Source organism: Streptomyces sp. NPDC003393 (assembly GCF_053589015.1).
On the sequence record NZ_JBSFRB010000033.1, the window covers coordinates 61,088 to 83,924 of the forward strand.

General features: G+C 69.3%; 22 protein-coding genes. 3 read left to right on the forward strand and 19 right to left on the reverse strand.

All coding sequences use genetic code 11. The features are described 5' to 3' along the window. The first annotated feature begins 29 nt into the window (after positions 1-29). Positions 30-1,058, forward strand: coding sequence for an ATP-dependent 6-phosphofructokinase (locus ACWDUZ_RS27230; RefSeq protein WP_451634437.1), 1,029 nt, complete (start codon positions 30-32; stop codon positions 1,056-1,058). A gap of 726 nt (positions 1,059-1,784) precedes the next feature. Here ACWDUZ_RS27230 and ACWDUZ_RS27235 read toward each other — a convergent pair. Continuing rightward, a complete protein-coding gene (locus ACWDUZ_RS27235; protein ID WP_451634438.1) occupies positions 1,785-2,216 on the reverse strand; it encodes a hypothetical protein in 432 nt (143 codons plus the stop codon). 441 nt (positions 2,217-2,657) lie between these two features. On the opposite strand from ACWDUZ_RS27235, the gene ACWDUZ_RS27240 reads away from it, so the two are divergent. Further along, positions 2,658-3,719, forward strand: coding sequence for a maleylacetate reductase (locus ACWDUZ_RS27240; RefSeq protein WP_451634439.1), 1,062 nt, complete (start codon positions 2,658-2,660; stop codon positions 3,717-3,719). Between the two features lie 371 nt (positions 3,720-4,090). On the opposite strand, the gene mftD is transcribed toward ACWDUZ_RS27240, so the two are convergent. The 17 genes from mftD to ACWDUZ_RS27325 all read right to left on the reverse strand — a co-directional run bounded on the left by mftD (position 4,091) and on the right by ACWDUZ_RS27325 (position 19,756). Next, positions 4,091-5,302, reverse strand: a complete 1,212-nt coding sequence (mftD, locus tag ACWDUZ_RS27245; RefSeq protein ID WP_451634440.1) for a pre-mycofactocin synthase MftD — start codon at positions 5,300-5,302, stop codon at positions 4,091-4,093. Positions 5,303-5,314: 12 nt separating this feature from the next. Continuing rightward, positions 5,315-6,787 carry a mycofactocin biosynthesis glycosyltransferase MftF gene (mftF, locus tag ACWDUZ_RS27250; RefSeq protein WP_451634441.1) on the reverse strand — a complete coding sequence of 491 codons (1,473 nt, stop codon included), beginning with the start codon at positions 6,785-6,787 and terminating at the stop codon, positions 5,315-5,317. Further along, on the reverse strand, positions 6,784-7,611 hold the full coding sequence (locus ACWDUZ_RS27255; protein WP_451634442.1) for a mycofactocin-coupled SDR family oxidoreductase: 828 nt from the start codon (positions 7,609-7,611) through the stop codon (positions 6,784-6,786). Before ACWDUZ_RS27255 ends, mftF begins: the two co-directional genes overlap by 4 nt. Beyond that, on the reverse strand, positions 7,608-8,291 hold the full coding sequence (gene mftE, locus ACWDUZ_RS27260) for a mycofactocin biosynthesis peptidyl-dipeptidase MftE (RefSeq protein WP_451634443.1): 684 nt from the start codon (positions 8,289-8,291) through the stop codon (positions 7,608-7,610). The genes ACWDUZ_RS27255 and mftE overlap by 4 nt, the downstream gene beginning before the upstream one ends. Positions 8,292-8,325: 34 nt before the next feature. Continuing rightward, positions 8,326-9,522 (reverse strand): mycofactocin radical SAM maturase, encoded by a 1,197-nt coding sequence (gene mftC, locus ACWDUZ_RS27265; RefSeq protein WP_451634444.1) that lies wholly within the window; start codon positions 9,520-9,522, stop codon positions 8,326-8,328. Continuing rightward, complete coding sequence (gene mftB, locus ACWDUZ_RS27270) at positions 9,519-9,815, reverse strand: mycofactocin biosynthesis chaperone MftB (RefSeq protein WP_451634445.1); 297 nt, start codon at positions 9,813-9,815, stop codon at positions 9,519-9,521. Before mftB ends, mftC begins: the two co-directional genes overlap by 4 nt. Next, a complete protein-coding gene (gene mftA, locus ACWDUZ_RS27275; protein WP_451634446.1) occupies positions 9,805-9,957 on the reverse strand; it encodes a mycofactocin precursor MftA in 153 nt (50 codons plus the stop codon). Before mftA ends, mftB begins: the two co-directional genes overlap by 11 nt. Before the next feature lie 254 nt (positions 9,958-10,211). Further along, entirely contained in the window at positions 10,212-11,384 is a 1,173-nt protein-coding gene (locus ACWDUZ_RS27280) for an epoxide hydrolase family protein (protein WP_451634447.1), read from the reverse strand. 87 nt (positions 11,385-11,471) lie between these two features. Next, a complete protein-coding gene (locus ACWDUZ_RS27285; protein WP_451634448.1) occupies positions 11,472-12,326 on the reverse strand; it encodes a mycofactocin-coupled SDR family oxidoreductase in 855 nt (284 codons plus the stop codon). Between the two features lies 1 nt (position 12,327). Next, positions 12,328-12,693: a DUF1330 domain-containing protein gene (locus ACWDUZ_RS27290; protein WP_451634449.1), complete on the reverse strand. Its 366-nt coding sequence runs from the start codon at positions 12,691-12,693 to the stop codon at positions 12,328-12,330. 17 nt (positions 12,694-12,710) lie between these two features. After that, the gene (locus ACWDUZ_RS27295; RefSeq protein ID WP_451634450.1) at positions 12,711-13,106 is read right to left on the reverse strand and encodes a nuclear transport factor 2 family protein; all 396 of its coding nucleotides are present in this window, start codon (positions 13,104-13,106) and stop codon (positions 12,711-12,713) included. A 56-nt stretch (positions 13,107-13,162) separates the two neighbouring features. Further along, complete coding sequence (locus ACWDUZ_RS27300) at positions 13,163-14,029, reverse strand: mycofactocin-coupled SDR family oxidoreductase (protein WP_451634451.1); 867 nt, start codon at positions 14,027-14,029, stop codon at positions 13,163-13,165. 91 nt (positions 14,030-14,120) lie between these two features. Next, a complete protein-coding gene (locus tag ACWDUZ_RS27305; RefSeq protein WP_451634452.1) occupies positions 14,121-14,942 on the reverse strand; it encodes a mycofactocin-coupled SDR family oxidoreductase in 822 nt (273 codons plus the stop codon). Between the two features lie 73 nt (positions 14,943-15,015). After that, complete coding sequence (locus tag ACWDUZ_RS27310) at positions 15,016-17,463, reverse strand: xanthine dehydrogenase family protein molybdopterin-binding subunit (protein ID WP_451634453.1); 2,448 nt, start codon at positions 17,461-17,463, stop codon at positions 15,016-15,018. Beyond that, entirely contained in the window at positions 17,460-18,062 is a 603-nt protein-coding gene (locus ACWDUZ_RS27315; RefSeq protein ID WP_451634454.1) for a (2Fe-2S)-binding protein, read from the reverse strand. The genes ACWDUZ_RS27310 and ACWDUZ_RS27315 overlap by 4 nt, the downstream gene beginning before the upstream one ends. Continuing rightward, complete coding sequence (locus tag ACWDUZ_RS27320; RefSeq protein ID WP_451634455.1) at positions 18,059-18,970, reverse strand: FAD binding domain-containing protein; 912 nt, start codon at positions 18,968-18,970, stop codon at positions 18,059-18,061. Before ACWDUZ_RS27320 ends, ACWDUZ_RS27315 begins: the two co-directional genes overlap by 4 nt. A gap of 84 nt (positions 18,971-19,054) precedes the next feature. Then, entirely contained in the window at positions 19,055-19,756 is a 702-nt protein-coding gene (locus ACWDUZ_RS27325; protein ID WP_451634456.1) for a GntR family transcriptional regulator, read from the reverse strand. Between the two features lie 282 nt (positions 19,757-20,038). On the opposite strand from ACWDUZ_RS27325, the gene ACWDUZ_RS27330 reads away from it, so the two are divergent. After that, the gene (locus tag ACWDUZ_RS27330) at positions 20,039-20,980 is read left to right on the forward strand and encodes an NADP-dependent oxidoreductase (RefSeq protein WP_451634457.1); all 942 of its coding nucleotides are present in this window, start codon (positions 20,039-20,041) and stop codon (positions 20,978-20,980) included. A 58-nt stretch (positions 20,981-21,038) separates the two neighbouring features. Here the strand turns inward: ACWDUZ_RS27330 and ACWDUZ_RS27335 are convergent, their stop codons facing one another. Beyond that, positions 21,039-22,817 (reverse strand): sigma-54-dependent Fis family transcriptional regulator, encoded by a 1,779-nt coding sequence (locus tag ACWDUZ_RS27335; protein WP_451634458.1) that lies wholly within the window; start codon positions 22,815-22,817, stop codon positions 21,039-21,041. Between the last annotated feature and the right edge of the window lie 20 nt (positions 22,818-22,837).

Sequence of the window (22,837 nt, forward strand, 5' to 3'; positions counted from 1 at the left end):
CGCGCAGCGGCGAGAAAGAGAGTGTTGACATGCGCGTAGGGATACTGACCTCGGGAGGCGACTGCCCGGGTCTCAACGCGGTCATCCGCGGAGCGGTGCTGAACGGGCTGGGCATGCCGGACGTGGAGTTCGTCGGCATCCGGGACGGCTGGCGAGGAATCGTCGACCGTGAGTTCGTCAAGCTCGAGCGCGCGGACGTACGCGGAGTCGCGGGACTCGGCGGGACGATCCTGGGATCCTCTCGCACCAACCCGCTCGACGGCCCCGGCGGCGGCACCCGCCGTGTCCGGGAGGCCATCGCGGACATGGGCATCGACGCGCTTGTCGCCATCGGCGGAGAGGGCACGCTCACGGTCGCCGAACTCCTGCACCAGGACGGCATCGCCGTGATCGGCGTGCCCAAGACCATCGACAACGACATCTCGGGCACCGACTACTCTTTCGGATTTGATACCGCCGTCGGTATCGCGACGGAGGCGATCGACCGTATCCGCACCACCGCCGAGTCGCACAAGCGGTGCATCGTCGTGGAGGTCATGGGGCGCAACACCGGCTGGATCGCGCTGCACGCCGGTCTCGCTGCCGGAGCACATGCCATTCTGATCCCCGAGAAACCGCACTCGATCGGCCAGGTGTCGGAATGGGTCCGCAGGGTGCGGGACCGGGACGAGGCACCCCTCGTCGTGGTCGCCGAAGCGTTCCGTCTGGCAGAGATGGGCGAGGCGCACTCCACCCGCGGACTCGACGCTTTCAACCGGCCCCGACTGGGCGGCATCGCCGAGATGCTCGCGCCCGTGGTGGAGGAGGCGACCGGTGTCGAGAGCCGATCGACAGCGCTTGGCTACCTCCAGCGCGGCGGAGCTCCGAGCGCATACGACCGGGTACTGGCCACCCGCATGGGAATGGCCGCCGCCGAAGCCGTGAGAGGGCGCCGCTGGGGCTCCATGCTGGCCCTGAACGGCACCCGTATCGTCGAGGTCCCGCTCGGCGACGCGGTCAAGTCCCTGAACCGCGTGCCCGACGCCCGGTACACCGAGGCCGAGCTGCTGTTCGGATGACGCCGCTACACGGCGGCGGGCGTGCGCGCTCGTTGCCGTGTCCGCTGATCGGACAGGTGACGGAGCCGTCGAGGTCGAAGCGGGCCAGGGAGCGACCGTGGGGGCGTGAGGGCTGAGCTTCGGCCCGGGTATGACTGCCGGCGGCTTCTGACCGCGGTCGGCTGCATGCCGTACCGCTGAGGAAGCCGTGGTGGTGGGAGAAGCCGGACGGGGCGGGGCGAAGATCGACCGGTCTCGGGTACGAGCCGTTCGGCGGGGGCCCAAAACAGGTCCCTGCCGAACGGCTGCGCACGGTCGGACAGCAAGCACCGTTTCCCCCCGTGCCGTGCGCCGACCGTGGGTTGCGATCGCGGCAGGTACCGGTTCTGGCGGCATGCGGTGTTGCCTGATCCACGTCATGCTCAACGCCGTTTGCCGGGACCACTGAGCGGGCAGGCACACGGGTCCTGGGCTGGGATCCGGCGGACGGGCGGAGGCATCTCCTTCTGCCGGCCGGCTCATGACCCGGGGGCTGCGCCGCGACGGTGTGCACACCAGGTCGCGGATTCCGTCGACGGCGCTCGCCGTGGTGTCGCCACCCAGCACGGTCCGCCGCGGCGTGCCATCCCGTGCGCGCTACGCATCCGCTGGGGGATCCGCGACGACATCCACGAAGCCTTTCTCAGCCTGGCCTGAGGCATCATCTGCTGGCGTCGACTGTAGAACCTCCAACTTTGTCAGTGCCTGTCACTGCACCGGGGCGGCGTCGAACAGGATCGGCCTGCCGCCGCGGTGCTCCGACTTCGATTCGATGATTCGGGTCGGACCGGTGCCGTCGTAGCGGATCTGAACGGTGCCGACGCCGCTGTCCACGCGGACAGCCACCACCTCGTAGGAAGTCACCGGATGCGGCAGTGTTGTGGCGATCGAGTTGGCCGTCTCCCGGAAGGCTTCGGCGAGATCGGCCTGAGCGTGCGCCTCGTCGCCCTCGCGGATCGCCCTGCCGTGCGCGTCGGCGTACCTGAGCATCGTGGCAATGTCCATCGTGGACTCCTCATCGAGTGTGCGGACCGGTTGTCGGGGACGGATAGTGGCACTCTTGGGAACCTCGCTCACGAGGATGGCCGATATGGCACAGCGCAGAGAGGCACTGTCATGAGCCCGGTCCTCCTGCCCCATGTTCGGACCGTCAGGAGACGGCTGTGCCGGAGCCGTTCAGAGGCCGTATGGACACGTCCGCGCTTGCCTCCGAACGCGTGTCCGGAGCCTCGGCTCGCCACGATCGGCTGACACCCCCGGTGCGGGCAACGGCCGCGTTCGGTGCCTCCCAAGGGGGCTGCGCCGAGCGAGGAGTCCCGCGCCGGCGCGGCTGCCGTTCCGGATCGCCGGCGTCCGCCTCGGCCCGTTCGGCTTTGGGCGGAGCGACCTTTGCCGAATCGGACATCGCGTTGACCAGGCAGTTGGTTGTTTCTTACCGTCAGTGACGTCATCGGAGCACAGAAGTCCCCGATGCCCAGGGCGTCAACGCCACCTTGGCAGGGGGAAGCGGCTCACACTCGTCCCGATCTTGCCGGGCAGGTCGACGTGGACGCTCTACGCCCGGTGTTGGGGTGGGGCCGCATGAACACGGTCGCCGGATTCGACTACGAGGCACACCCGGTTCGGGTGGTATCCGGGCCCGGGCGCGTCAGCGACGTGGCCGCGGAACTGGACCGGCTCGGAGTGTCGCGGGTGATGCTCATCGCCGACGAGCGTGCCCCGGGCGGTCCGGAGTTGCTCGGCGCACTGGGCGACCGGCTGGCCGTGCACTGGGCGGAGATCGTCCAACACGTTCCGGTCAGGATTGCCGAGCGGGCGCGCGACGCCGCCCTCTCAGCGTCGGTGGATGGCCTGGTGAGCGTCGGCGGCGGCTCCGCCACCGGCCTGGCGAAAGCCGTCGCGCTCGACACGGGGTGCCCTATCGTTGCCGTCCCGACCACCTATGCCGGTTCCGAGCTGACGCCCGTCTACGGCATGACCGATCAGGAGCGCAAACGGACCGGAACCGACGAACGGGTCCGGCCCCGGGTCGTGGTCTACGACCCCGAACTCACCCTGGGGCTCCCGGCCGAAGTGACCGGTCCCAGCGCCTTCAACGCCATGGCCCACTGTTTTGCGGCGTTCTGGTCGCCGCAGGGGGACCCGCTCACGTCCGCCCTGGCCGCAGACGCGATCCGTACCGTTGTCGCGACGCTTCCTGCGCTACGCAACGACCCAGGCGACATCGCCGCCCGGTCCGGCCTGCAGTACGCCGCGTTCCTGGCGGGAACGGCACTGGGCAAGGCTGGGACCGGCCTCCAGCACCGAATCTGCCACAGCCTCGGCGGCAGGCTGAACCTCTCACATGCCGACGCGCATGCGGCCGTGCTCCCGCACGTCGTTGCACTCAACACGCCGGCGGTCCCGGACCTGGTGGCCCGCCTCGAGCCTTACCTGGGCGCCGATCCTGCCACCGGGCTGTGGGAGCTCGCTCTACGGTGCGGCCTTACCACCAGCCTCGCCAGGCTCGGCGCGCGCCGGGCAGATCTGCGCGCCGTCGCCGCCGACGTGGCGGGCAGCGCAAACCCGGTTCCGGCCGACGCCGCCACGGTCGAGGCGATACTCGTACGTGCCCTGAACGATGAGCCGCCGGCCAGGAGATGACCGGGTGTGCGCTTCCCGTTGCCCCGGGCGCCGCACGGTGTGCCCGCCACCGAGGGCTGCTGCGGGAGTGGTCGGCCCGTCCGTCGCCGACCCAGTCGCACTTGGCCGGGGTGCCGTCCACGAGGACGTGGTCGGGGTCCGTCTACAAACACAAGCGCACCCCGGCCACACCGCAGCAGCTGCGTGGTTGACCGGGCTGATGCTGATCCGGGAGGTCCACCAGGAAGGCGGCGCCAGGTGAGTGTAGGTGTCCCGCAACACAAGTGGGCAGGGCCGGCAAAGCTGACGTCCTGTTGACAGCCGTCGCCAGCGAATTCGTATCCGGGCAGGGCATCATCAACTGTGCTTGCTTGACCACACGTTGGAAAGGCTCAGCGTGGTCGCAGGCCTGACGTGGCCGCCCTTCCGCTGCCGGTGCCCAGCATGCGGGTGAAACCCGGCGGGACGAGGACATCGTTGCGGTCGAGGTCGTGTACGGACTTTCGCCCGATGCCCAGAAGGGTGGAGTCGATGCCGTTGCGCAGGATGTCCAGCACGTTCTCCACGCCGGCCTGACCGCCCGCTGCCAGGCCCCACAGGTAGGCACGGCCGATCATGACGGCGCGGGCGCCCAGCGCGAGGGCCTTGACGACGTCGCTTCCGCGCCGGATCCCGCCGTCCAGCAGGACCTCCGTCTGGTCGCCGACGGCTTCCGCGATCGCGGCCAGTGCGCGGACGGGTGCCGGGGTACTGTCAACGTTGTTCCCGCCGTGGTTGGACACGGAGATCGCGCTGACCCCCGCGTCCACGGCCCGCCGGGCCTCATCCACCCGGATGATCCCTTTGAGCAGGAAGGGCCCGTTCCACTGCCCGCACAGCCAGCGGACATCCTCCCAACTGGGCGGGGGCGTTGCCATCCACTGCCCGTAAGCGTCGAAGAACCCGGGCACCGACCCCGCCGCGTCGGACATGTTGGGCACCGACAGATCCGGCATACGGCCGGTCCTGGCGTACGACATCAACCACCGGGGCCGGGCCAGCCCTTGGGGCGCGAACCTCATCATCTCCGCGAAGGTCAGACGACGGGGGATACGCGGGCTTCCCCAGTCGCGGGAATGGGAGAAGGACCAGTCCAGGGTCAGGATCAGGCCCACCGCTCCGGCAGAGCGTGCCCGCTCGACGCGGCGGAGCATGTCGTCGCGGCTGCCGATCCAGTAGATCTGGAAAAACGTCTTCGAGTTGGCGGCGACCACGTCCTCGACGGACTTGCTGGCGAACGAACTGAGGCCCATGGCGGTCCCGCGCGCGGCCGCCGCCCTGGCGACGGCGAGCTCGCCGTCGGGGTGAACCGCCTGCACACCGGTCGGCGATATGATCACCGGCAGGGACAGTTGCTGGCCCAGCACCGTCGTGGACAGGTCCCGCGTCTCGTGATGCCCCGCTGTGCGTGGGGCGAAGCCCAACTCGTCGAAGGCCTCCAGGTTGTCCCGAAGGGTCACGCCTTTCTCCGAGCCCGCGATCAGCGCGCTGTACACGGCCTTGGGGAGCCTCTTCCTCGCTCTTCGCTGCGCTTCGGCGACGGTCTCGAACCAATTGGTGGACATGGGATACCTCGCTCACTTCCGGGTTGTCGGGGCAATACGTCCAGCCGAGTCGTCGTGGGCTGCCGATTCCAGGCGCAGGGGCCGCCAGGCCATTACCGGCCGGAGCGGGGCACTCGTGCGGTGCCGCAGGCAGCCGGCTATCACCCCCGTGCCATAGGCGATGTCGTCGGCGAGACGGCCCACGACGAACCGGAGGGGATCCGTGCGCGGACGCTGTGCGGTCCATGCCGTCAGCGCCGGGCCGAGCAGCAGCGATCCGGCCGCGGCCCGCCGGCCCCACCTGGTGGCGGGGGTACGACCGCCGGGTGCCACCAGCAGCGCGGTGAGCAAAGGTGCGGCGTACTGGGTGCCGTAGTGCCCGATGCCGAGCCATGTCTGACCGACCGCGGTGAGCATCGCACGCGTGACGCCCAGGGCGGGTATCCGCGCTTGGCGCAGGGTGCGTCTCATGGTCAGTTCGCAGATGCCGTACGCGGCAGCGGCGACGACGGGGCGGCGGGCAAGCAGGGCGAGCGCGGTCAGCGCGGGCCACGGATGCAGGACGAGCGGGGGTACGGAGCCCGGATGCCGCAGTGCGAGTTGGGCAGCCGAGGTGCCGTACCGGAACCGGCGTGCCAGCAGCTTTTCGTGGGTCGTGGGCTCGCGGTGGCCGACCTGCACCGATGGGTCGTAGCGGATACGCCAGCCAGCCGCGTGCAGCCGCCACACCAGGTCGACGTCTTCACCGACCCGCAGTTCGGGGTCGAATACCGCGCCTGCCCCGGCCGCATCGAGCAGTGCGGCCCGGCGGACCAGGAGCGCGGCTGTGGGGACGAAGGAAACACGGGTGTTCGGCTGTACCCGGGCGGCCTGATCTCCCAGGTCGAGAGTGCTCGCGCCGGGGACCGCGGAGCCGTCGGATCCGACGGTGGTGATGCGAGGCGCGACGGCTGCCACCAGCGGATCGGCGAAGTGCGCGGCCAACTCGTCGATCCATTCCGGGCCGGGAACACAGTCGCTGTCGAGGAACGCGACGAACTCGCAGTCGAGTGTCTCCAAGGCGGTGTTGCGGGCTGCTCCCGGACCTCCGTTGACCGGCCGGGACAAGAGCCTGGCTCCGTGCCGGGCGGCCACCGTTGCCACCGCTTGCGGATCGTGCGAGCCGTCGTCGACCACGACCACGGGGTACTTCCCGCCGACGGCGGCCAGAGCGCCGGCGAGCATCGTCGGGCGGTCACGGACCGGGATCACGACGGTGACGTCCGGCGTGGTGGAGCCCGTACCGGGGGACGGGTGCGCCAGTCCCGTGTCGGTGAGCCGCCGGGCCAGCAGACCGGCTGCCCGGGTGGTCACCGGGCCGTCCAGCAGTTCACGCAGGGCCTGGCGTCCCGTTCGCGTCAGCCGCAGTGCCCGCGCGGGGGACCCACCAAACCAAGTGTCCGGTGTCAATTGGGTCGTGCCCGGGTCGAGGACGATCCGGAATCCTGCGGGCAGAGGTGCGGTCACAGGGCCAGCCCCCCGTCGACGGGCACTACCGCGCCGGTCATGGCGCTGCTGTCCGGGCTGGCCAGAAATGCCAGGACTGCCGCGATCTCTCTGGGATCCAGCAGCCGTCCCAACGGCTGTTGCGCCGCGAAGTCATCTGCCCCGCCCAGTCCGTAGAGGCGGGCACTCTCGTCCAGGATTCTGGTGGCCGTGGAGCCGGGGCTGACGGCGTTGGCCGTGACTCCGGTGCCGCCCAGCTCCGCGCCGAGGGCCCGGATCAGGCCTGCGACGCCGGACTTGGCCGCACAGTAGGCGGCCAGCATCGGCAGCCCGCGGGTCGTGGCGGCGGAGGCCACGGCCAGAAACCGCCCTGACCGTGGTTCGGGCCTGCGCAGCAGCGCGGGTACCGCGGCCCGCGCGAGGTTGATCACCCCGGCCAGATCGACGTCGAGCACTGCCTTCTCCTGTTCCTCGGGCAGGTCCCAGAGCGGGACGCCCCCTGCGATCACGCCTGCCGCAGCGACTGCGGCGTCGACTCCGCCCCACCATGCCTCGGCCTTGCCGACCGCCTGCCGCAACGCATCCCGGTCCCGCACATCCGCGACGCAGTGGCGGACGTTGTCGGCCTGTGCGGCGCGCCGGCCGGCCTCCTCGGCCACCGCGCACAAGTCGTCCTCGGTGGCCATGGGGTAGGACAGGGCAGGGTCGTTTGCCGCCAGGTCCACGGCCAGTACGCGCCAGCCGTGTTCGGCGAGCGTCAGCACCGTCGCAGCGCCGATGCCCCGCGCCGCTCCGGTCACCACCGCGACACGTCCGGTGCCCGTCGGGGCGCCATGCCCGCTCACGCCGCCGGGCACCATGACTCCACGGTCCGCAGCAGCGCGGCAGACAGTTCGTCGAGCAGGGCGAGCCCCTCGGCCGCCGTCGCGCCGGTGGGGTCGCCCAGGATCCCGGTCGAGGTGACCGCTTGTACTCCTCCGGCACGCAGCAGCGGCATGAGTTCATGGATCGGCCGGCCGTCACCGGGCACGGCCAGGTCGGGCCGGACGACGGTGGGGCGCACGGCGAGCATCATGGCTGTCTCCGGTTTCCCGGCATGCGGGTCGCCGTACCAGCGAGGCGCGAACACCGCGATCTTCCGGGACTCCTCACGCAGGCGCGCCACAGCACGGGCCACGGGCTCGGCATTTCCCCCGTGCCCCGACACGAACAGCACGTGCGTGAACGTCTCCGTGGCCGACCGCCCCAGCTCCAGGACGAGCAATTCCGTCGCCTCCTGGCCGATGGACAGGGTGCCCGCGAATCCGGAGTGCTCACCGCTCGACGCGTACGGCAGTGGCGGCGCGACGAGCACATCGTCCCTGGCCGACGCCAGCCGCTCGCACAGGGCCACGGCGATGTCGGTGTCGGTGGACAACGGCAGGTGCGGGCCGTGCTGCTCGGTCGACCCGAGCGGCACCGCCAACAGCGCGCCCACCGCCGTGCGGTCTCGGACGTCGGGCCAGGCCAGGTCTGCCAGCGTCATGGCACGCTCAGGCCGCTCTGTCGGCTTGACCACGTCAGTGTCCTGACGGTGTGAAGCCCGCCAGGGGGTTTTCGCTGCAGACTCGGTCCGGCGGCCTGCGTACGCCGATGGTGACCGGGACCGGGCCGCGCCCCGTGCGGTGCGAGTGATCTGGTGATGGACGCGGCGCGCTCCCGGCCTGCACAAAGGACAGCGCCGCCGCACCATGTCCCTTCACACACTCCGGGTCAGGGCCGTCCAGGGGCAGGCCGGTGAAGAACTTCGCCGCCATGCAGCCACCGCGGCAGGCGTCGAACGCGGAGCACGAGGTACACGCCCCGCTGGTCTGCGGGTGACGCAGACGGGCGAACAACGCCGACTCCCGCCACACCTCGGTGAAGCCTCCCGCGCTGCGGACGTTGCCCGCCAGGAAGTCCTCGTGGATGGCGAACGGGCAGGCGTACACGTCGCCGACCGGGTCGATGAGACATACCACGCGGCCCGCCCCGCACAGGTTCAGTCCGGGCAACGCCTCGCCATAGGCGGCGAGATGAAAGAATGAGTCACCGGTCAGTACGTCCTCGCCTGCGGTGACGAGCCAGTCGTACAACGCACGTTGCTGTCCGGCGGTGGGGTGGAGTTCGTCCCACACGTCCACGCCGCGCCCCGACGGCCGTAGCCGCGTCAGCCGTAGCTGAGCACCGAAACGGTCGGCGATTTCCTTGAACTCGTCGAGCTGACCGGCATTCTGCCGGGTCACCACCACAGAGATCTTGAATCCGCCGAAGGCGGCGTCGGCGAGGTTCTCCATGGCGCGCAGCGCGGTGCGGTACGAACCCAGCCCGCGTACCGCGTCGTTGACGGCCTCGCTGGCGCCGTCCAACGATATCTGCACGTCCACATAGTCGCTCCCGGCCAGACGCGCCGCGACGGCTGGGGTGATCTTGAAACCATTGGTGGAGAACTTGACGCCGACGTGGTGCGCGGTCGAGTAGTCGACCAGCTCCCAGAAGTCGGGGCGTATGGTCGGCTCGCCGCCGCCGATGTTGACGTAGAACACCTGCATCCGCTCGAACTCGTCGATCAGCGCTTTGCATTCCCGAGTGCTCAGCTCGCGTGGGTCGCGCCGTCCCGAACTGGACAGGCAGTGGACGCACGACAGATTGCAGGCGTACGTCAGCTCCCATGTCAGGCAGATCGGCGCCTCCAGGCCGTACTGGAACTGCTCGGCCAACGGTAGTGCTGCGGTCACGGCCCGCTCCTTTCGCAGATCATGTCGGATGCGGCGAGCTGGGCGAGCGCGGCACGGTAGCGAGGCAACTCCTCGGACGGGACGCCGACGTGGAGGCAGGCCGCGCGGGCGCTGGGCCGGCTGCTGAGAGCCTGTAGAACGGCCAGCAAGGTGGGACTCTTGAGGAAGGACAGACGCCGGGTGCCGAAGTGGTAGAGCAGGGCGCCGAAGTGCTCCGGACGGATCGACACCTTCGGGTGTATCCGCCAGGCCGCCTCGAAGTCGAGGGACCCGACAGCGGTGTCAGTAGACACCGCACATCCCGTCGATGGAGATTTCCTCGACGAGGACCTCGTCGGCCAGCGGCCGGTCCGGGGCGTCGTCGGCCCGCTCGGTCCAGTCCGTCGGCTGGGCCTGCTCGGCCCGTCCGTTTGTGGTGGCGATGTAGTCGATCACGGAATCTCCGTAAGGATGAGATGGGATGGGCAGGGCACATGGCGGCGTGTGGACGCCGTCGGGCTCTGGAGGCGGCTGCTGCGGGGACGACTGCCGCGAGGGAGACAGCGGGTACCGCGGGATGCGTCCCGAGGCACCTTCATCGTCTCGGGGCCTCGCTCACGGGTGTTGTCCCACAATGGGACAGCTTCTGTGCGGGCCCGACAGCCCGTTGTCCGCCGGCGCGCAGCGGCCTCGCCGGTGATGTGACCTGTTCAGGCCTCCTGCCGCAACGGACGGAAGAACTCACGGATGTCTTCCACCAGGGCTTTGGGTTCCTCGGCGGGTGCGAAGTGTCCGCCCGACTTCATGTAGGTGACCCGGCGCAGGTTGAAATAGCCTTCCATCCATGCCTTCGGCATGATCACCAGTTCCTGCGGGAAGACTGCGATTCCGGTCGGTGCCCGGACGACGGGTCGCTCGTCGGTGACAGGACGCCAGAGGTCGTGGCGGGCTTCCCAGTAGAACCTGGCGCTGGTCACAAAGCTCTCGCCGACCCAGTACAGCGTTGCCAAGGTGATCAGGTCGTCCTTGGAGAACCGGTTCTCGACGTCGCCGCCGCTGTCGCTCCACCAGCGCCGGCGCTCCAGCAGCCACGCGAGCAACGCAACGGGTGAGTCGTGCAGTCCGTAGGCCAGGTTTTGCGGTTCGGTGCTCTGTACGACGATATGGCTGGTGGCATGGGCCATCCGGGCCTGCGTGTGGTGGAAGTGGTGCTTCTCGTCCTCGGCGTAGGCGTCCTCGGTGGGCAGCTCGGCCTCGAAGAAGTCCAGTGGCAATGCCAGGTTCAGGTGCACGCCGATGAGGTGCCCGGGGTACTTGTGCCCGAACTGTGAAGTGATCAGCTGCCCCCAGTCGCCGCCCTGAGCGCCGAACCGGGCGTAACCGAGTTCGTCTCGCATGAGCCGCACCCATAGATCGGCGGTGCGATGGAAGCTCACGCCGGTGCGCCGCAGGGGAGTGGAGAACCCGAAGCCCGGCAGGGAGGGCACGACCACGTCGAAGGCGTCGGCGGCATCGCCACCGAACGCGGCCGGATCGGCCAGCGGCCGGATCACCTTCTCGAAGTCCCAGAACGTCCACGGCCAGCCGTGCGTGAGGACCAGCGGGACCGGCGCGGGCCCGACACCTGGTTCGTGGATGAAGTGGATGGGCACGTCGTCGAGCGTCGTGCGGAAATGCGAGAAAGAGTTCATCCGGCGCTCGTGCTCACGCCAGTCGTACTGGCGGAGCCAGTAGTCGACCAGCTCCTCGAGGTATTGCCGCGGCACCCCGTAGCGCCAGTCGTCGTTGCCGGCGTCGAAGGGCCAGCGGGTTCGGTGCAGGCGGTCGCGGAGGTCGCCGAGCACCTCTTCCGGCACATCTATGGCGAACGGTGTCACGGACATCGGGCCGCGCCTCTCTCAGTGCCGCAGGGGCTCCGTCGCCGGTGGGCCTGTGTCCGGCGACGGAGGTCTGCTGTCGGTACCGCTGATTCAGCCGTCGGCAGGTGAGCCGTTGAATCCGGGAAGGATCAGGTGCCCCGCGTCGACGGGCAGGGCAACCCCGGTGACGTCCGCGGACTCGTCGGAGGCGAGCCACAGGACGGCGTTGCTGATCGACTGCGGATCGAGCAGCTTGCGCCCCTGCAGCGCCGTCCAGTTGCGCGTGGCCTCCATCAGGTCGTCGGCACCGGCGCCCGGCCACACCAGCCGGTCATACAGGCCCTGCCAGTGAACGATGCTGGTGTTGACCGGGCCGGGGCAGACGCAGTTGCAGCGGATGCCGTAGCCGCCGAGTTCCAGCGCGACGTTCTTCATCAGGCTGTGCACGCCCGCTTTGGAGGCGTTGTAGTGCGCGTAGCCGGGCGCGGTCTCGAAGGCGTTGATGGAGGCCGTCATGATGATGGAACCCCGCCGCCGCTCGATCATGTGCGGCGCGACAGCCTTGGTGACGCGCCAGATGCCCGTCAGGTTGACGTCGAGCATCTCGGTCCACCGCTCCTCGCTCATCTCCCAGAACAGGTCGATGCTGAGGACGCCGTGGTTGGCGACCAGGATGTCGATCTTCCCGAAGGTGGAGACGGCGGCGGCGACGGCCTCGTCGACGGCCGTCTGCGAGCGGGCGTCACCCTCGACGGCCACGATCCTGCCGCCGGCCTCTTCGACGCATTTGACCGTCTCCTGCAGATCCTGGCTGCCCGCCGTCTCGTACTCGATGGTGGCGAGGGTGCCGGGCACGTCGAACGCGACGATGTGCGCGCCCTCACGGGCCAGGGTGAGGGCATGAGACCGGCCCTGACCTCGGCCGGCTCCGGTGACCAGCGCGACCCGACCCTCGAGGCGGCCCATGTCAGACCTCCCAAGGAGTGGTCACCTGGAGCACGGCTTCGACGAGGCTGTCGCCGCGAAGGTGGAAACCGGACTTGAAATCGGCGTCGTGTAGCAGCGCGAAGAACGCCTTCGAGTCCGGGTAGCGCACGATCCATACGGCGTCCCAGGACTGGCCGTCCTCGGCCACCATGACGTGGCCGCCCTTGCCGAGGTAGACGAACTCGACCCCGAACCGGGGCCCGTGCTGCTTGCAGTGCCGCACGTAGTCCTCGTACGTCTTCTCGCCGCCGGCTGCGAAGCGCAGCAGGTTCATCAGGATGATCGGCTGCCCGTCGGGCAGCTCGAGGAGGGTGTTGATCGCTTCCTGCGTCGGGTCGATGGCCATGGTGTCCTGCCTCCTGGTCAGCGCTCGTTGAAGAGCGCGGCGATACCGGCCGGGTCCTTGTAGTACGAGTCCAGGTGGGTGATCCGCCCGTCCTTGACCGTGTACAGCTCGGTCACCCGGATCGGGACCTTGCGGCCGGTGGCACGGGAGGAGAAGGTCAGCGCCATGGCCGTGATGACGACGCTGCCGCCGTCGATGTAGTCGCAGGAGTCCACCGTGGCGTCGAGGCGGGACCCCATGGTGTCCAGGAGCTGCTTGAACCCGGCCGGCCCCACGTACTTCCCCGAGAACGGGAGGCCGTCGGCCTCGTCGACCAGTGAGTCCTCGGCGAGGTGGCCCAGCGCCGCGTCGATGTCACCGCGCGCGAAGGCCTCCACGAAGCTCCGCACGACTGCCTTCTGGGATTCGCTCATCTGCCTCTCCTTCTTGGCGTGTTGCACGTGGATGCGACCGGTGTCGCCCCGGTGGCTCACTTGATCAGCGCTCCGGCGTCGACCGTCATGCGCAGGCCGGTGATGTGCCGTGCCTCATCGGAGGCGAGGAAGAGCACGGCGTTGCTGATGTCCTCGACCTCGAGCCACGGAACGGCGTGCCGGGAGGCCGGCCCGGGCTCATGGAGGAGGTGCAGCGTCGAGGACGCCTCGCCGAACTCCTCGCGGCTCGGCAGGTGGTCGAGGTCTGGCCGGAAGGCCCGCAGGAGCGGCTCGTTCTTGAAGTTGATGTCGGTGGCCGTCGTGCTCGGATGCACCGTGTTCACACGGATGCCGTACTGTCCGACCTCGGCCGCGAGCGTCTGGGCGAGACCGACGACGGCGAACTTCGCCGCCGTGTAGGAGGCCGTCCTGGGCATGCCCTTGAGCCCGAGCAGCGAACTGGTGATGATGATCGAGCCACCGCGACCGGCCTCGATCATCCTGGGTATCACCGGCCTGACCGTGGCCCAGACGCCCTTGGCCACGACGTCGCTGTGGGCGTCCCACATGTCCTCGGCGATCTCCCAGGTCCGGGGCCCCACCTGGCAGATGCCGGCGTTCGCGCACACGACGTCGATGCGGCCGAACACGGTGTACGCGTCCTGGACGATCCGTTCGAGCACACCGACGTCCCGAACGTCGGCCTGGCGGGCGAGGACCTTGCGGCCCTCGGCCTCCACCAAAGCAGCGGTTTCCCCGAGTTCGTCGGACGTTCCCAGCGGATATCCCAGCCCGTCGATATCGGAGCAGATATCGACGGCGACGATGTCCGCGCCTTCCCGTGCCAGTAATCGTGCGTGCGATCGGCCCTGGCCGCGGGCCGCACCTGTGACCAGGGCGACTTTGCCGTCCAGACGTCCCATTTCCGGATCCCCCTTCTACGCTGCGGCTTTACTCGAAAGTAGAGGAGAATTCCAAGGGAAAGGTGTCCCGGATAAGGACACCGGAAATGCGCTACCTGGTCATGGCACCCGCGTCGACCCACATGGTGGAGCCCGTGATGTAACGCGCATCGTCGGACGCGAGGAACACCATCATGTTGGAGACGTCACGCGGGTCGACCCAGGGGATCGGCAGCAGGTGAAGCCCTGTCGTGGCCTCGGCGAACTGCTCTCGGGAGACGGTCTCCAGGTCGGGCCGGAAGAGGTGGTAGTGCGTCGGGTTGTGGAGCATGTCCGTGTCGGCCTCGGTGGGGTGGACCGTGTTGACGCGGATCATTCGCGGTCCGAGTTCGTTGGCGAGCGTGCGCATCAGCCCGACGACTCCGTGCTTGGCGGCGACGTAGTGTCCGGCGTTCGCGAATCCCTTGAAGCCGGCCACCGAACTGGTGATGGTGATCGAACCGCCGTCGGTCAGATGCGGAAGGGCGGCCTTGACGGTGTGCCAGACGCCGGTCAGGTTGATGTCGATCATGTCCTGCCAGGTCTGCTCCGGCATGTCGCCCATGGTGCCGAACGACACCACGCCGGCGTTGGCGAGCACCGCGTCCAGCCGCCCGAACTCGCCGACTCCGTAGGACACCGCGGCGGTGAGCGCGTCCTGGTCCCGGACGTCGGCCTGGCGCGCCACCGCCCGGCGGCCGTGCGCCTCCACCAGTTTGACCGTCTCCTGCAGGTCGGCGGGTGTGGCCAGTCCGTAGGGAACCGAACCCACATCGGCGCACGCGTCGACGGCGATGACGTCCGCGCCTTCCTCGGCGAAACGCACCGCGTGACTCCTGCCCTGGCCGCGGGCTGCACCCGTGATGAAAGCGACCTTGCCGTCCAGACGTCCCATTGGTGCCCCTTCGTGAAAGTGGTGTTGCCCTTCCTGCCCGTGCGGTCCCTGCCGGCCCGGCCCCCTCGACGGCTTACTGCGCTTGCCGGTTCGGCCGGTCGATCCAGCCGATGATGCGTTCCGGCGTGGCCGGCAGTTCGGTGACGCGCACGCCGTAGTCGCGCAACGCGTCGTCGATCGCGGCCGACAGGGCTCCCGGCGCCATCAGCCGGCCTGCCTCGCCGCCGCCCTTGACGCCGTGCGCCGTGATCGGCGACGGGGTCTGTTCGTGACCGATGTTCACCTCCGGCACGTCGAGTGCCGTGGGCATCAGGTAGTCCCAGAACGTCACGGGCAGAGGGTTGCCGCCCGAATCGAAGGACAGCTCCTCCGCGAGTGCCGTCGACACCCCCTGGGCGGTGCCGCCGAGGATCTGGCCGTCGTAGGAACGCGGGTTGACCAGCGTTCCCGAGTCGTGCACCGCGACGTAGTCGAGGATCTCCACCGCGCCGGTGTCCACGTCGACCTCCACCGCGGCGAGATGGCAGGCGTGCCCGACGATCGGATAGAACACGCCCAGGTCGCTGCGGTCGTCCTTCGGCATCGTCAGATACGGGTGGTCGTAGACGAAGTTCTCGTGCAGGCCGCTTTCCATGCCCTCGGGCAGGGAGGTCTTGACCATGTAGGCGAGGAAGGCGAGTTCTGCCAGGGTGCGCCGCACCGACGCGTCACCGCGGAGCTGGAACCCGCCGTCGACCCACTCCAGGTCGCTCTCGTCGACCACCCCCAGATCCTCGGCGGCGATGGCCCTCAGCTTGTCCTTGATCTTGCGGGAGGCTCCCCGGACGGCACCGGCGAGCATGACGGTGAGCCGGCTCCCGCCGGGTCCGGCCGCGGGCAGGCCGCCTTTCGTGCCGTGGTGCTGTACGGCGACGGCGGACGGCTCGACGTCGAACTCCTCGCCGACCAGCATCGCGGCCACCGTGTCCGAACTGTTCCCCCAGAACGGCGTCGAGTAGAGAGTGACCGTCAGATTGCCGGCCGTGTCGACGCCGAGGGAGACGCCCTCGGGTGTGCTGGTGGTCTTCACTTGGGGGTCGTCGAACCAGAACCAGAATTCGGTGGCTCCGTACACGCTTCGCTCGTTCGCGGTGACGACACCGAGACCGATGTGGCGCCCCTCGGCGCGCAGTTGCTTCTGCCGCTCCCGCCACTGCTCGTAGCCGAAGCGTTCCAGCGCCTGGTCCAGTACGGGCTCGTAGTTGCCCGAGTCGTAGATGTTCCCCACCGGGATCTTGTAGGGGAACCGGTCCGGCGGGATGAGATTGCGGCGGCGGATCTCGACCGGGTCCATGCCCAGTTCTCGTGCGGCCTTGTCGATGATGCGCTCCAGCGCCCAGTTGCCCGCATCGGCGCCGAAGCCGCGATAGGCGCCCTGCTGCGTCTTGTTGGTCAGGACCGCCCGGACCCGGTACTCGGTGCTCTCGATGGTGTACGGCCCGGTGACCTGCGCGAGCGCGTTGCCATGAGCGCCCAGCCCGAACTGGATGTACGCACCGTAGTCGTCGACGACATCGATGCGCAGACTGGTGAACTTCCCGTCGCGTCGCACGGCCAGCTCGACGTCGTAGGTGCGGTCCGAGCCGTGCTGGTCTCCGTTGAGCTGGTGGTCGAGGCGGTCCTCGACGTACTTCACAGGCCGTCCGGTGAGCTTGGACATGATCGATGCCGTGATCGTGGAGCGCCAGCAGAACTGCTTGGAGCCGAAACTGCCGCCCGCGATGACCGGAATGAGGTTGATGCGGTTGCTCGGCATCCGCAATGAGGCCGCCGCGGCCGGCACCGTCCACGTCATGCTGATGCTGTTGGTGTAGACGGCCAGCTCACCGGTACCGGGGTCGTAGTCGGCCACCGCGCCTGTCGTGTCCAGGGGGTGCGCTGTCTGCCGGCGCCATCGCAGCCGGTCCCTGACCACCACATCGGCCTCGCGGAAGTGCGTTTCGACCGCCCCGAAGGTGAACGTGCGCTCGTAGGCGATATTGGATCCGAGCGTCTCGTGCACCAGCGGTCCGGGATTCTCGGCGGCGGTCACCGGGTCGACCACCGGCTCCAGGACCTCGTACGTCACATTGATCAGCGCGCGGGCGTCCTCCGCTTGGTAACGGCTCTCCGCGACGACGATGGCCACGCCCTCGCCGACGTAGCGCACCTTGTCGGCTGCCAGCACCCGCCACACATGCTTGTCCGGTGCGGGGCCGAAGTCTGGGAGCGGGTCGAGGATGTCTGCCGCTTCCGGGCCCGTGAGCACCGCCACCACCCCAGGTGCCCGGCGTGCGGCCCGGGCGTCGACGGAGACGATCCGGGCGTGCGCGTGCGGGCTGCGCAGCACGACGGCGAAGAGCATGCCGGGAAGGACGATGTCGTCGATGTAGCGGCCCTGGCCGCGCAGCAGTTTGGGGTCCTCCACCCTTCGGATGGACTTTCCGATCCACCTGCGGTTCGGCACGGGTGTCCGGGCCGGCGGGGTCTCAGGCACGGTCATCGGGCGGCTCCTTCCACCGGCGGGGCGGACGGCTGCTTGTCCGCGGACCGTTCGGACATCCGCTCTGCCGCGTTCATGACGGCATCGACGATGAACTGGTAGCCCGTGCAGCGGCACAGATTGCTGGAGATCCCCTCGCGGGCCTCCTCGCGGGTCGGATGCGGGTTCTCCTCGAGGAATTCCTGGACCCGTAGAACCATCCCGGGCGTGCAGAAGCCGCATTGCAGGCCCTGCTGCTCCCAGAAGGCCTCCTGGATCGGGTGGAGCTGGTCCGGGCCCGGAGCCACGCCCTCGATCGTGGTCACCTCACAGCCGTCCGCCTGCACGGCGAGCGTGAGGCAGGATCGGACGGTCTCCCCGTTCAGCCGTACGGTGCACACCCCGCACACGCCCTGGTCACATCCGGTGTGGGTGCCGGTCAGACGCAGGTCCTGGCGCAGCGCGTCGACCAGCAGACGCCTGCCCTCCACCGCCAGCTTCCGGGCCGTCCCGTTGACGGTGATTGTCACTTCGTGCAGTGCTGCGGGGTCGGTGTCGATTTCCGCGGTCGCTCCGCCGGTGCCGGCGGAGGCGATGTCCGGTTGAGGCCGATGGTTCATGCGGCTCCTCCTGCGCGCCCTACTGCGGCGGTCAGCGCCCGCCGCACCTGAGTTCTCGCCACGCGTGTCCGGTAGCTCCAGGCGGGCACCGGAGACGCCGGCACGGGCAGGATGTGTGCGGCGAGGTCGGTCTGAGGGCGCGGCTGGAGCCCCTGCGTCGCGACCTCGGCCGCCGTCGCGACCACGTCCGGCGTCGGAATCCGTCCGCGCAGCAGGTCTTCCGCGGCACTCGCGCGCACCGGACGGTCCGCGACTCCGCTCAGCGCGATCGCGGCGTCCCGCACCACCGGGCCGTCCAGTACGAGCGACACGGCCGCTCCGGCCACCGGGAAGTTGCCCCGGCGCACGGCGAACTCGGACCACGCCTGCCCGGTGCCCGCTCCCGCGACCGGAAACCGCACCTCGGCGACCAGTTCGCCCGGCCGTAGCGTGGTGCGGAACGGGCTGGCGAAGAACTCCGCCGCCGGAACGGCCCGCACGCCCCCGCCGCCCAGGACGCCGAACTCGGCATCGAGGGCCAGGGCCACGCACGGCAGTTCGGCGACCGGGGAGGCATGTGCGAGACTGCCGACGACGGTCCCGCGGTGCCGGACCGGAGGATGCGCCACGTACCTGACGGCTTCGTGGAGCAACGGGCACAGCGTCGCGACCTCCGCGGAGTTCTCCACTGCCGACTGACGGACCATGGCGCCGACCACGAGCGTGTCGCCGAAGCGGCTGATGTGGCCCAGGTCGTTGGCGGCTGCGATGTCGACCAGGTTCGTCGGTGAGGCGAGGCGCAGGTTCAGCATGGGCATGAGGCTCATCCCGCCGGCCAGGACCCGGGCCTGTACACCGAGCTCGGCGAGCAGCTCGGCAGCGTGTTCGGCACTGCGCGCCCGGTGATACGAGAACGGTGGGGGTTTCATGAGCGGGACGTTATGCGCGGTGGCTGCCTGTGAGTTGTCCCAGATTGGGACGGCAAGAACGAGGGGTGGGCCGGTGCCGCCGTGTCAGGGCTGGGGGGCCTGCAGCGTGACGATGAGGCGTTGCGTCACCGCGGCGATGTGCGCGTCCACGGTGCGCCGCAACTCGTCCGTGTGGCCCGACTCGATGGCTTCCAGGATCGCCAGGTGCTCCTCGTACGAAGCCTCGGTGTGCTCCTGGAACCGGCCGGCGTAGTTGATGATTCGCTGGATGCTGCCGCGCAGCCGGTTCAAGTGACTGATCAGGAGTCGGTTGCCGCAGTGCGCGATGAACAAGTCGTGGAAGGCGAAGTCGCTTTCGTTGAAGGGTGTGAGGTTGCCCCGCCGGGCGGCTGCGATCAGGCCCGGCATGCGCTCACGCATGGCCTGGACCTCCGCGCGCGGGATCCCGGACGCGGTCTGCGCCGCGGCCGTCTCCAGCGCCCTGCGTACACCGTAGACGTCGCGGACGAGGTCGACACTGATGGGCGGCACCGTGAACCCGCGGGGACCGGACGGTTCCAGTAGCCCCTCGTCCTGCAGCCTGCGGATCGCCTCGCGCAGCGGCGAACGGCTCATGCTGAAACGCCGGGCCAGGTCGTTTTCGCTCAGGGGCGCGGCAGGGGGCAGGTCACCGTCCACGATCCACAGTTTGAGGGATTCGTATGCCTGCTCGGAGAGGGAAGGGGCGCGCTTCGGGGCCCTCGCGTCGACGTCCAGTGTCTCCCACTGCGGTCCGGGCGTGTTCATGAGCAGCTCCTCAGGTGGACGGGGCGCCGCACCGCCCGTTGACATGACTTTTGAACCGACCGTAGCATCCGGTCGACAGCCGACCGTCGCCAAGTATGCCCGGCCTTCCGTCCTTTGCGGGTGGCGACCGTCACGAGGCCTGTCGACATCCCCTGCCTTTTGGACCTTGTGCCCCCTTGAGGGGCGGAGGACTTCGCCCTGTGGGCCGGTCGACAGGCGACTGGGGGAGAGCTCCGGAAGAGACCAACAGGTCGAAGGAAGCAGGGTGTTGTGGTTGCGACGATGAAGGCTGTGAGCGTGGAGCGGGCCGGAGGCCCCGAAGTGCTGAAGTTGGTCGAGCGTGAGGTTCCTGTGCCGGGCCCGACCGAGATCCTGGTCCGAGTGCATGCGGTCGGTGTCAATCCGACCGACTGGAAGACCCGCACCCGTGGCTACTTCTACGGGGACGAAGCCCCGCCCTTCGTTCTCGGGTTCGATGTCGCGGGCGTCGTCGAAGCCGTCGGACCGGGTGTCACGGTGTTCGCCCCGGGCGATGCGGTCATAGGCATGCCGCGGTTTCCCCATCCCGCGAGCGCGTATGCCGAGTATGTGACCGGCCCGGCACGACACTTCGCACCCGCGCCGGCGGGACTCGACCACGTGCACGCCGCCGCACTCCCGCTGTCGGGCCTGACCGCCTGGCAGGCACTGGTGGACACGGCCCATGTGGCCGCAGGCCAGCGGGTCCTCGTGCACGCGGCGGCCGGCGGGGTGGGCCATCTCGCGGTCCAGATCGCCAAGGCACAGGGCGCCCATGTGATCGGGACCGCGCGCACCGCGAACCACGAGTTCCTGCGGGGTCTCGGGGCCGATGAGGCCATCGACTACACGGTCCGCGACTTCGAGAGCGTGGTTCATGACGTGGACGTCGTCCTCGATACCCTCGGCGGTGAGATCACACGCCGCTCGCTGTCCACACTGCGCACCGGGGGCACGCTGGTGTCGATCATCCCGCCGGCCGGTTTCGACTCCTCGCTGCTGCCCTCGCGGTCCGATGCGCGGGTCACGTGGATGCTGGTCGAGCCGGACGGCAACGCTCTGCGCAGTCTGACGGAACTCGTCGCCAAGGGTGTGCTGCGTACCGAAGTGGACTCGGTGTTCCCCCTCGAGCAGGCTGCGGAGGCCCATCGGTATGGCCAGCGGGGCCGTAACCGGGGCAAGCTCGTCTTGTCGGTCGTCCCCTGATCTTCCCGTGCTTGCGGGTGCCGCAGACGCTCCGGCACCCGCAAGCACGTGGCCCGCTCTAGGCCCGGTTGCGCACCTCGACCTGACCGGAGTCTGCGAGCCGGTACCGTTCGATCTTGCGGTAGAGGCTCGACCGGGAGATGCCCAATTCCTCGGCGGCGATGACCTTGTTGCCGCCGGAGGCGTCCAGTGCGGTCAGGATGGCGTCCCGCTCGGCCCGTTCCATCCGTGTGAGCCGAAGCCGCCCTGCCCCCTGGCGGATGTCCAGCGGCAGGTCGGTCACGCGGATCAGCCCGCTGGCACCGCTCAAGGTGCGGTGCACCACCGATTCGAGTTCGCGTACGTTGCCCGGCCAGGGGTACCGCGTCAGCACGGCGAGGGCTTCTGCGCTCCACCGCGCTCGGCGGTCGGTGCGCGCGGACAGTTCCGCGATCAGCGAGGGAAGATCAGCCGGCCGCTCCCGCAGCGGCGGGACGGCGACCGTGGCCCTGGCGAACCGGCCGAAGAGGGCCAGCACGGAGGCCGCCGCCTCCGGGTTGTCGTGCCGTGTCGCGTTCACCGCGGTCGCCATGAGCTGCGGCCCTGTCGGGTCGGCGGTCAGTTCGTCCAGCAGCGGGACGAGCAGGGCCGCCGTGCGCGGGCAGAGCTGGTCCAGGTGCCGCAGCACGATCACCGGCGAACGAGTTGCCGCGGCACGGACCAGAGCGCACCAGCGCCCGGGATCGTCCAGTGCGGTGTGTCCGTCGAACCGGGCGATGCCGTTCTCGGGATACCTGGTATGCGCGACGCGTTGGGCCAGCGTCGTCTTGCCTGCGCCCTTCTCGCCGATCACCAGCAGTGGGAGGCGCAGCGCAAGGGCCTCGGCCGCGGCGGAGATGGCCGAGGCCAGCGCAGGGCTGGGCCCCGGCGGCCGGTTGCCGGACCGACGCAGTGCCGGACGTCCCTCCGACCGGAGCTCGACCAGGAGGCCGCGGCCGTCGCTGCCGTCCCCGACCGCGGTGACCCTCACGGGCAGCGCGGTACCGTCGGGCAGTTCCAGCTCGGTCGGATTCCCGTCGCTCTGCAGGCGCTCCCACAACTCGTCCGGGTCGAGGTCGGGATACAGGTCGGCGACTGCCGGGTCGGCCAGGAAGAGGCGTTTGCTGAGGATGAGCGACGGACGGTCAGTGCGCCGGTGGGCCATGAACTCCTCGAACAGAGCGCGCTCGGCCCGCCCGGACTGGTCGAGCAGACGCTCTCTGACCGCGTCGACGCCCCAGCGGACCAGTGCGCTGAGTGCGGGGTGAACCTGCTGCTCCATCATGGTCACGTTGATCACGCCGACAGAGCGCCGGGTGACGGGATGCAGAATCGGCGCGGCGACGCACGTCATGTCCAGATGGAGGTCGGCCCAGTGCTCGGCACCGCCGATGATCTTCATATGGCCGTCGGCCAGTGCGGTGCCGATGCCGTTGGTGCCGACCAGTTCCTCACTGCAGTCGGCTCCGGGGTCGGCCAGGATTCTGCGCAGCGGCCGCTGGACGCTCTCGTCGGGTATCCAACTGCGGATCAGCCGGGCGTGCCCGTCGGCCAGGATCAGCGCGCCGCCCAGCCCGCCGAGCTCCTCGGCGAGGCGGTCGAGCACCTGCCGGGCTGCGGCGAGCAGGCCGCTTTCCGGGGCGAAGTCGGGGCTGAACGGAAGCTGTTGTCCTGAGCGGGCCGCACCGTAGGCCCGCGACCGCGACCACGAGGCGGCGATCTCGGGCCGTATCGCCGGGCGTAGCCGGTCCGGGATCCGGCCGGTTGCAAGGAACTCCTCGCGAGCCGCACGGACCGAGTGAGCGTGAGGTGTGGACATCTTTGTCCTCCTCTCGTTGA

Coding starts and splice junctions, on each gene's coding strand:
- ACWDUZ_RS27300 (WP_451634451.1), bottom strand. CDS start 14,029: ATGGGACGTCTGGACGGCAAAGTCGCCCTGGTCACAGGTGCGGCCCGC.
- ACWDUZ_RS27310 (WP_451634453.1), bottom strand. CDS start 17,463: ATGACCGTGCCTGAGACCCCGCCGGCCCGGACACCCGTGCCGAACCGC.
- ACWDUZ_RS27325 (WP_451634456.1), bottom strand. CDS start 19,756: ATGAACACGCCCGGACCGCAGTGGGAGACACTGGACGTCGACGCGAGG.
- mftD (WP_451634440.1), bottom strand. CDS start 5,302: ATGTCCACCAATTGGTTCGAGACCGTCGCCGAAGCGCAGCGAAGAGCG.
- ACWDUZ_RS27315 (WP_451634454.1), bottom strand. CDS start 18,062: ATGAACCATCGGCCTCAACCGGACATCGCCTCCGCCGGCACCGGCGGA.
- mftE (WP_451634443.1), bottom strand. CDS start 8,291: ATGACGCTGGCAGACCTGGCCTGGCCCGACGTCCGAGACCGCACGGCG.
- ACWDUZ_RS27285 (WP_451634448.1), bottom strand. CDS start 12,326: ATGGGCCGCCTCGAGGGTCGGGTCGCGCTGGTCACCGGAGCCGGCCGA.
- ACWDUZ_RS27335 (WP_451634458.1), bottom strand. CDS start 22,817: ATGTCCACACCTCACGCTCACTCGGTCCGTGCGGCTCGCGAGGAGTTC.
- ACWDUZ_RS27290 (WP_451634449.1), bottom strand. CDS start 12,693: ATGGCCATCGACCCGACGCAGGAAGCGATCAACACCCTCCTCGAGCTG.
- ACWDUZ_RS27235 (WP_451634438.1), bottom strand. CDS start 2,216: ATGGGGCAGGAGGACCGGGCTCATGACAGTGCCTCTCTGCGCTGTGCC.
- ACWDUZ_RS27305 (WP_451634452.1), bottom strand. CDS start 14,942: ATGGGACGTCTGGACGGCAAGGTCGCTTTCATCACGGGTGCAGCCCGC.
- ACWDUZ_RS27230 (WP_451634437.1), top strand. CDS start 30: ATGCGCGTAGGGATACTGACCTCGGGAGGCGACTGCCCGGGTCTCAAC.
- ACWDUZ_RS27240 (WP_451634439.1), top strand. CDS start 2,658: ATGAACACGGTCGCCGGATTCGACTACGAGGCACACCCGGTTCGGGTG.
- ACWDUZ_RS27320 (WP_451634455.1), bottom strand. CDS start 18,970: ATGAAACCCCCACCGTTCTCGTATCACCGGGCGCGCAGTGCCGAACAC.
- ACWDUZ_RS27280 (WP_451634447.1), bottom strand. CDS start 11,384: ATGTCCGTGACACCGTTCGCCATAGATGTGCCGGAAGAGGTGCTCGGC.
- ACWDUZ_RS27330 (WP_451634457.1), top strand. CDS start 20,039: ATGAAGGCTGTGAGCGTGGAGCGGGCCGGAGGCCCCGAAGTGCTGAAG.
- ACWDUZ_RS27295 (WP_451634450.1), bottom strand. CDS start 13,106: ATGAGCGAATCCCAGAAGGCAGTCGTGCGGAGCTTCGTGGAGGCCTTC.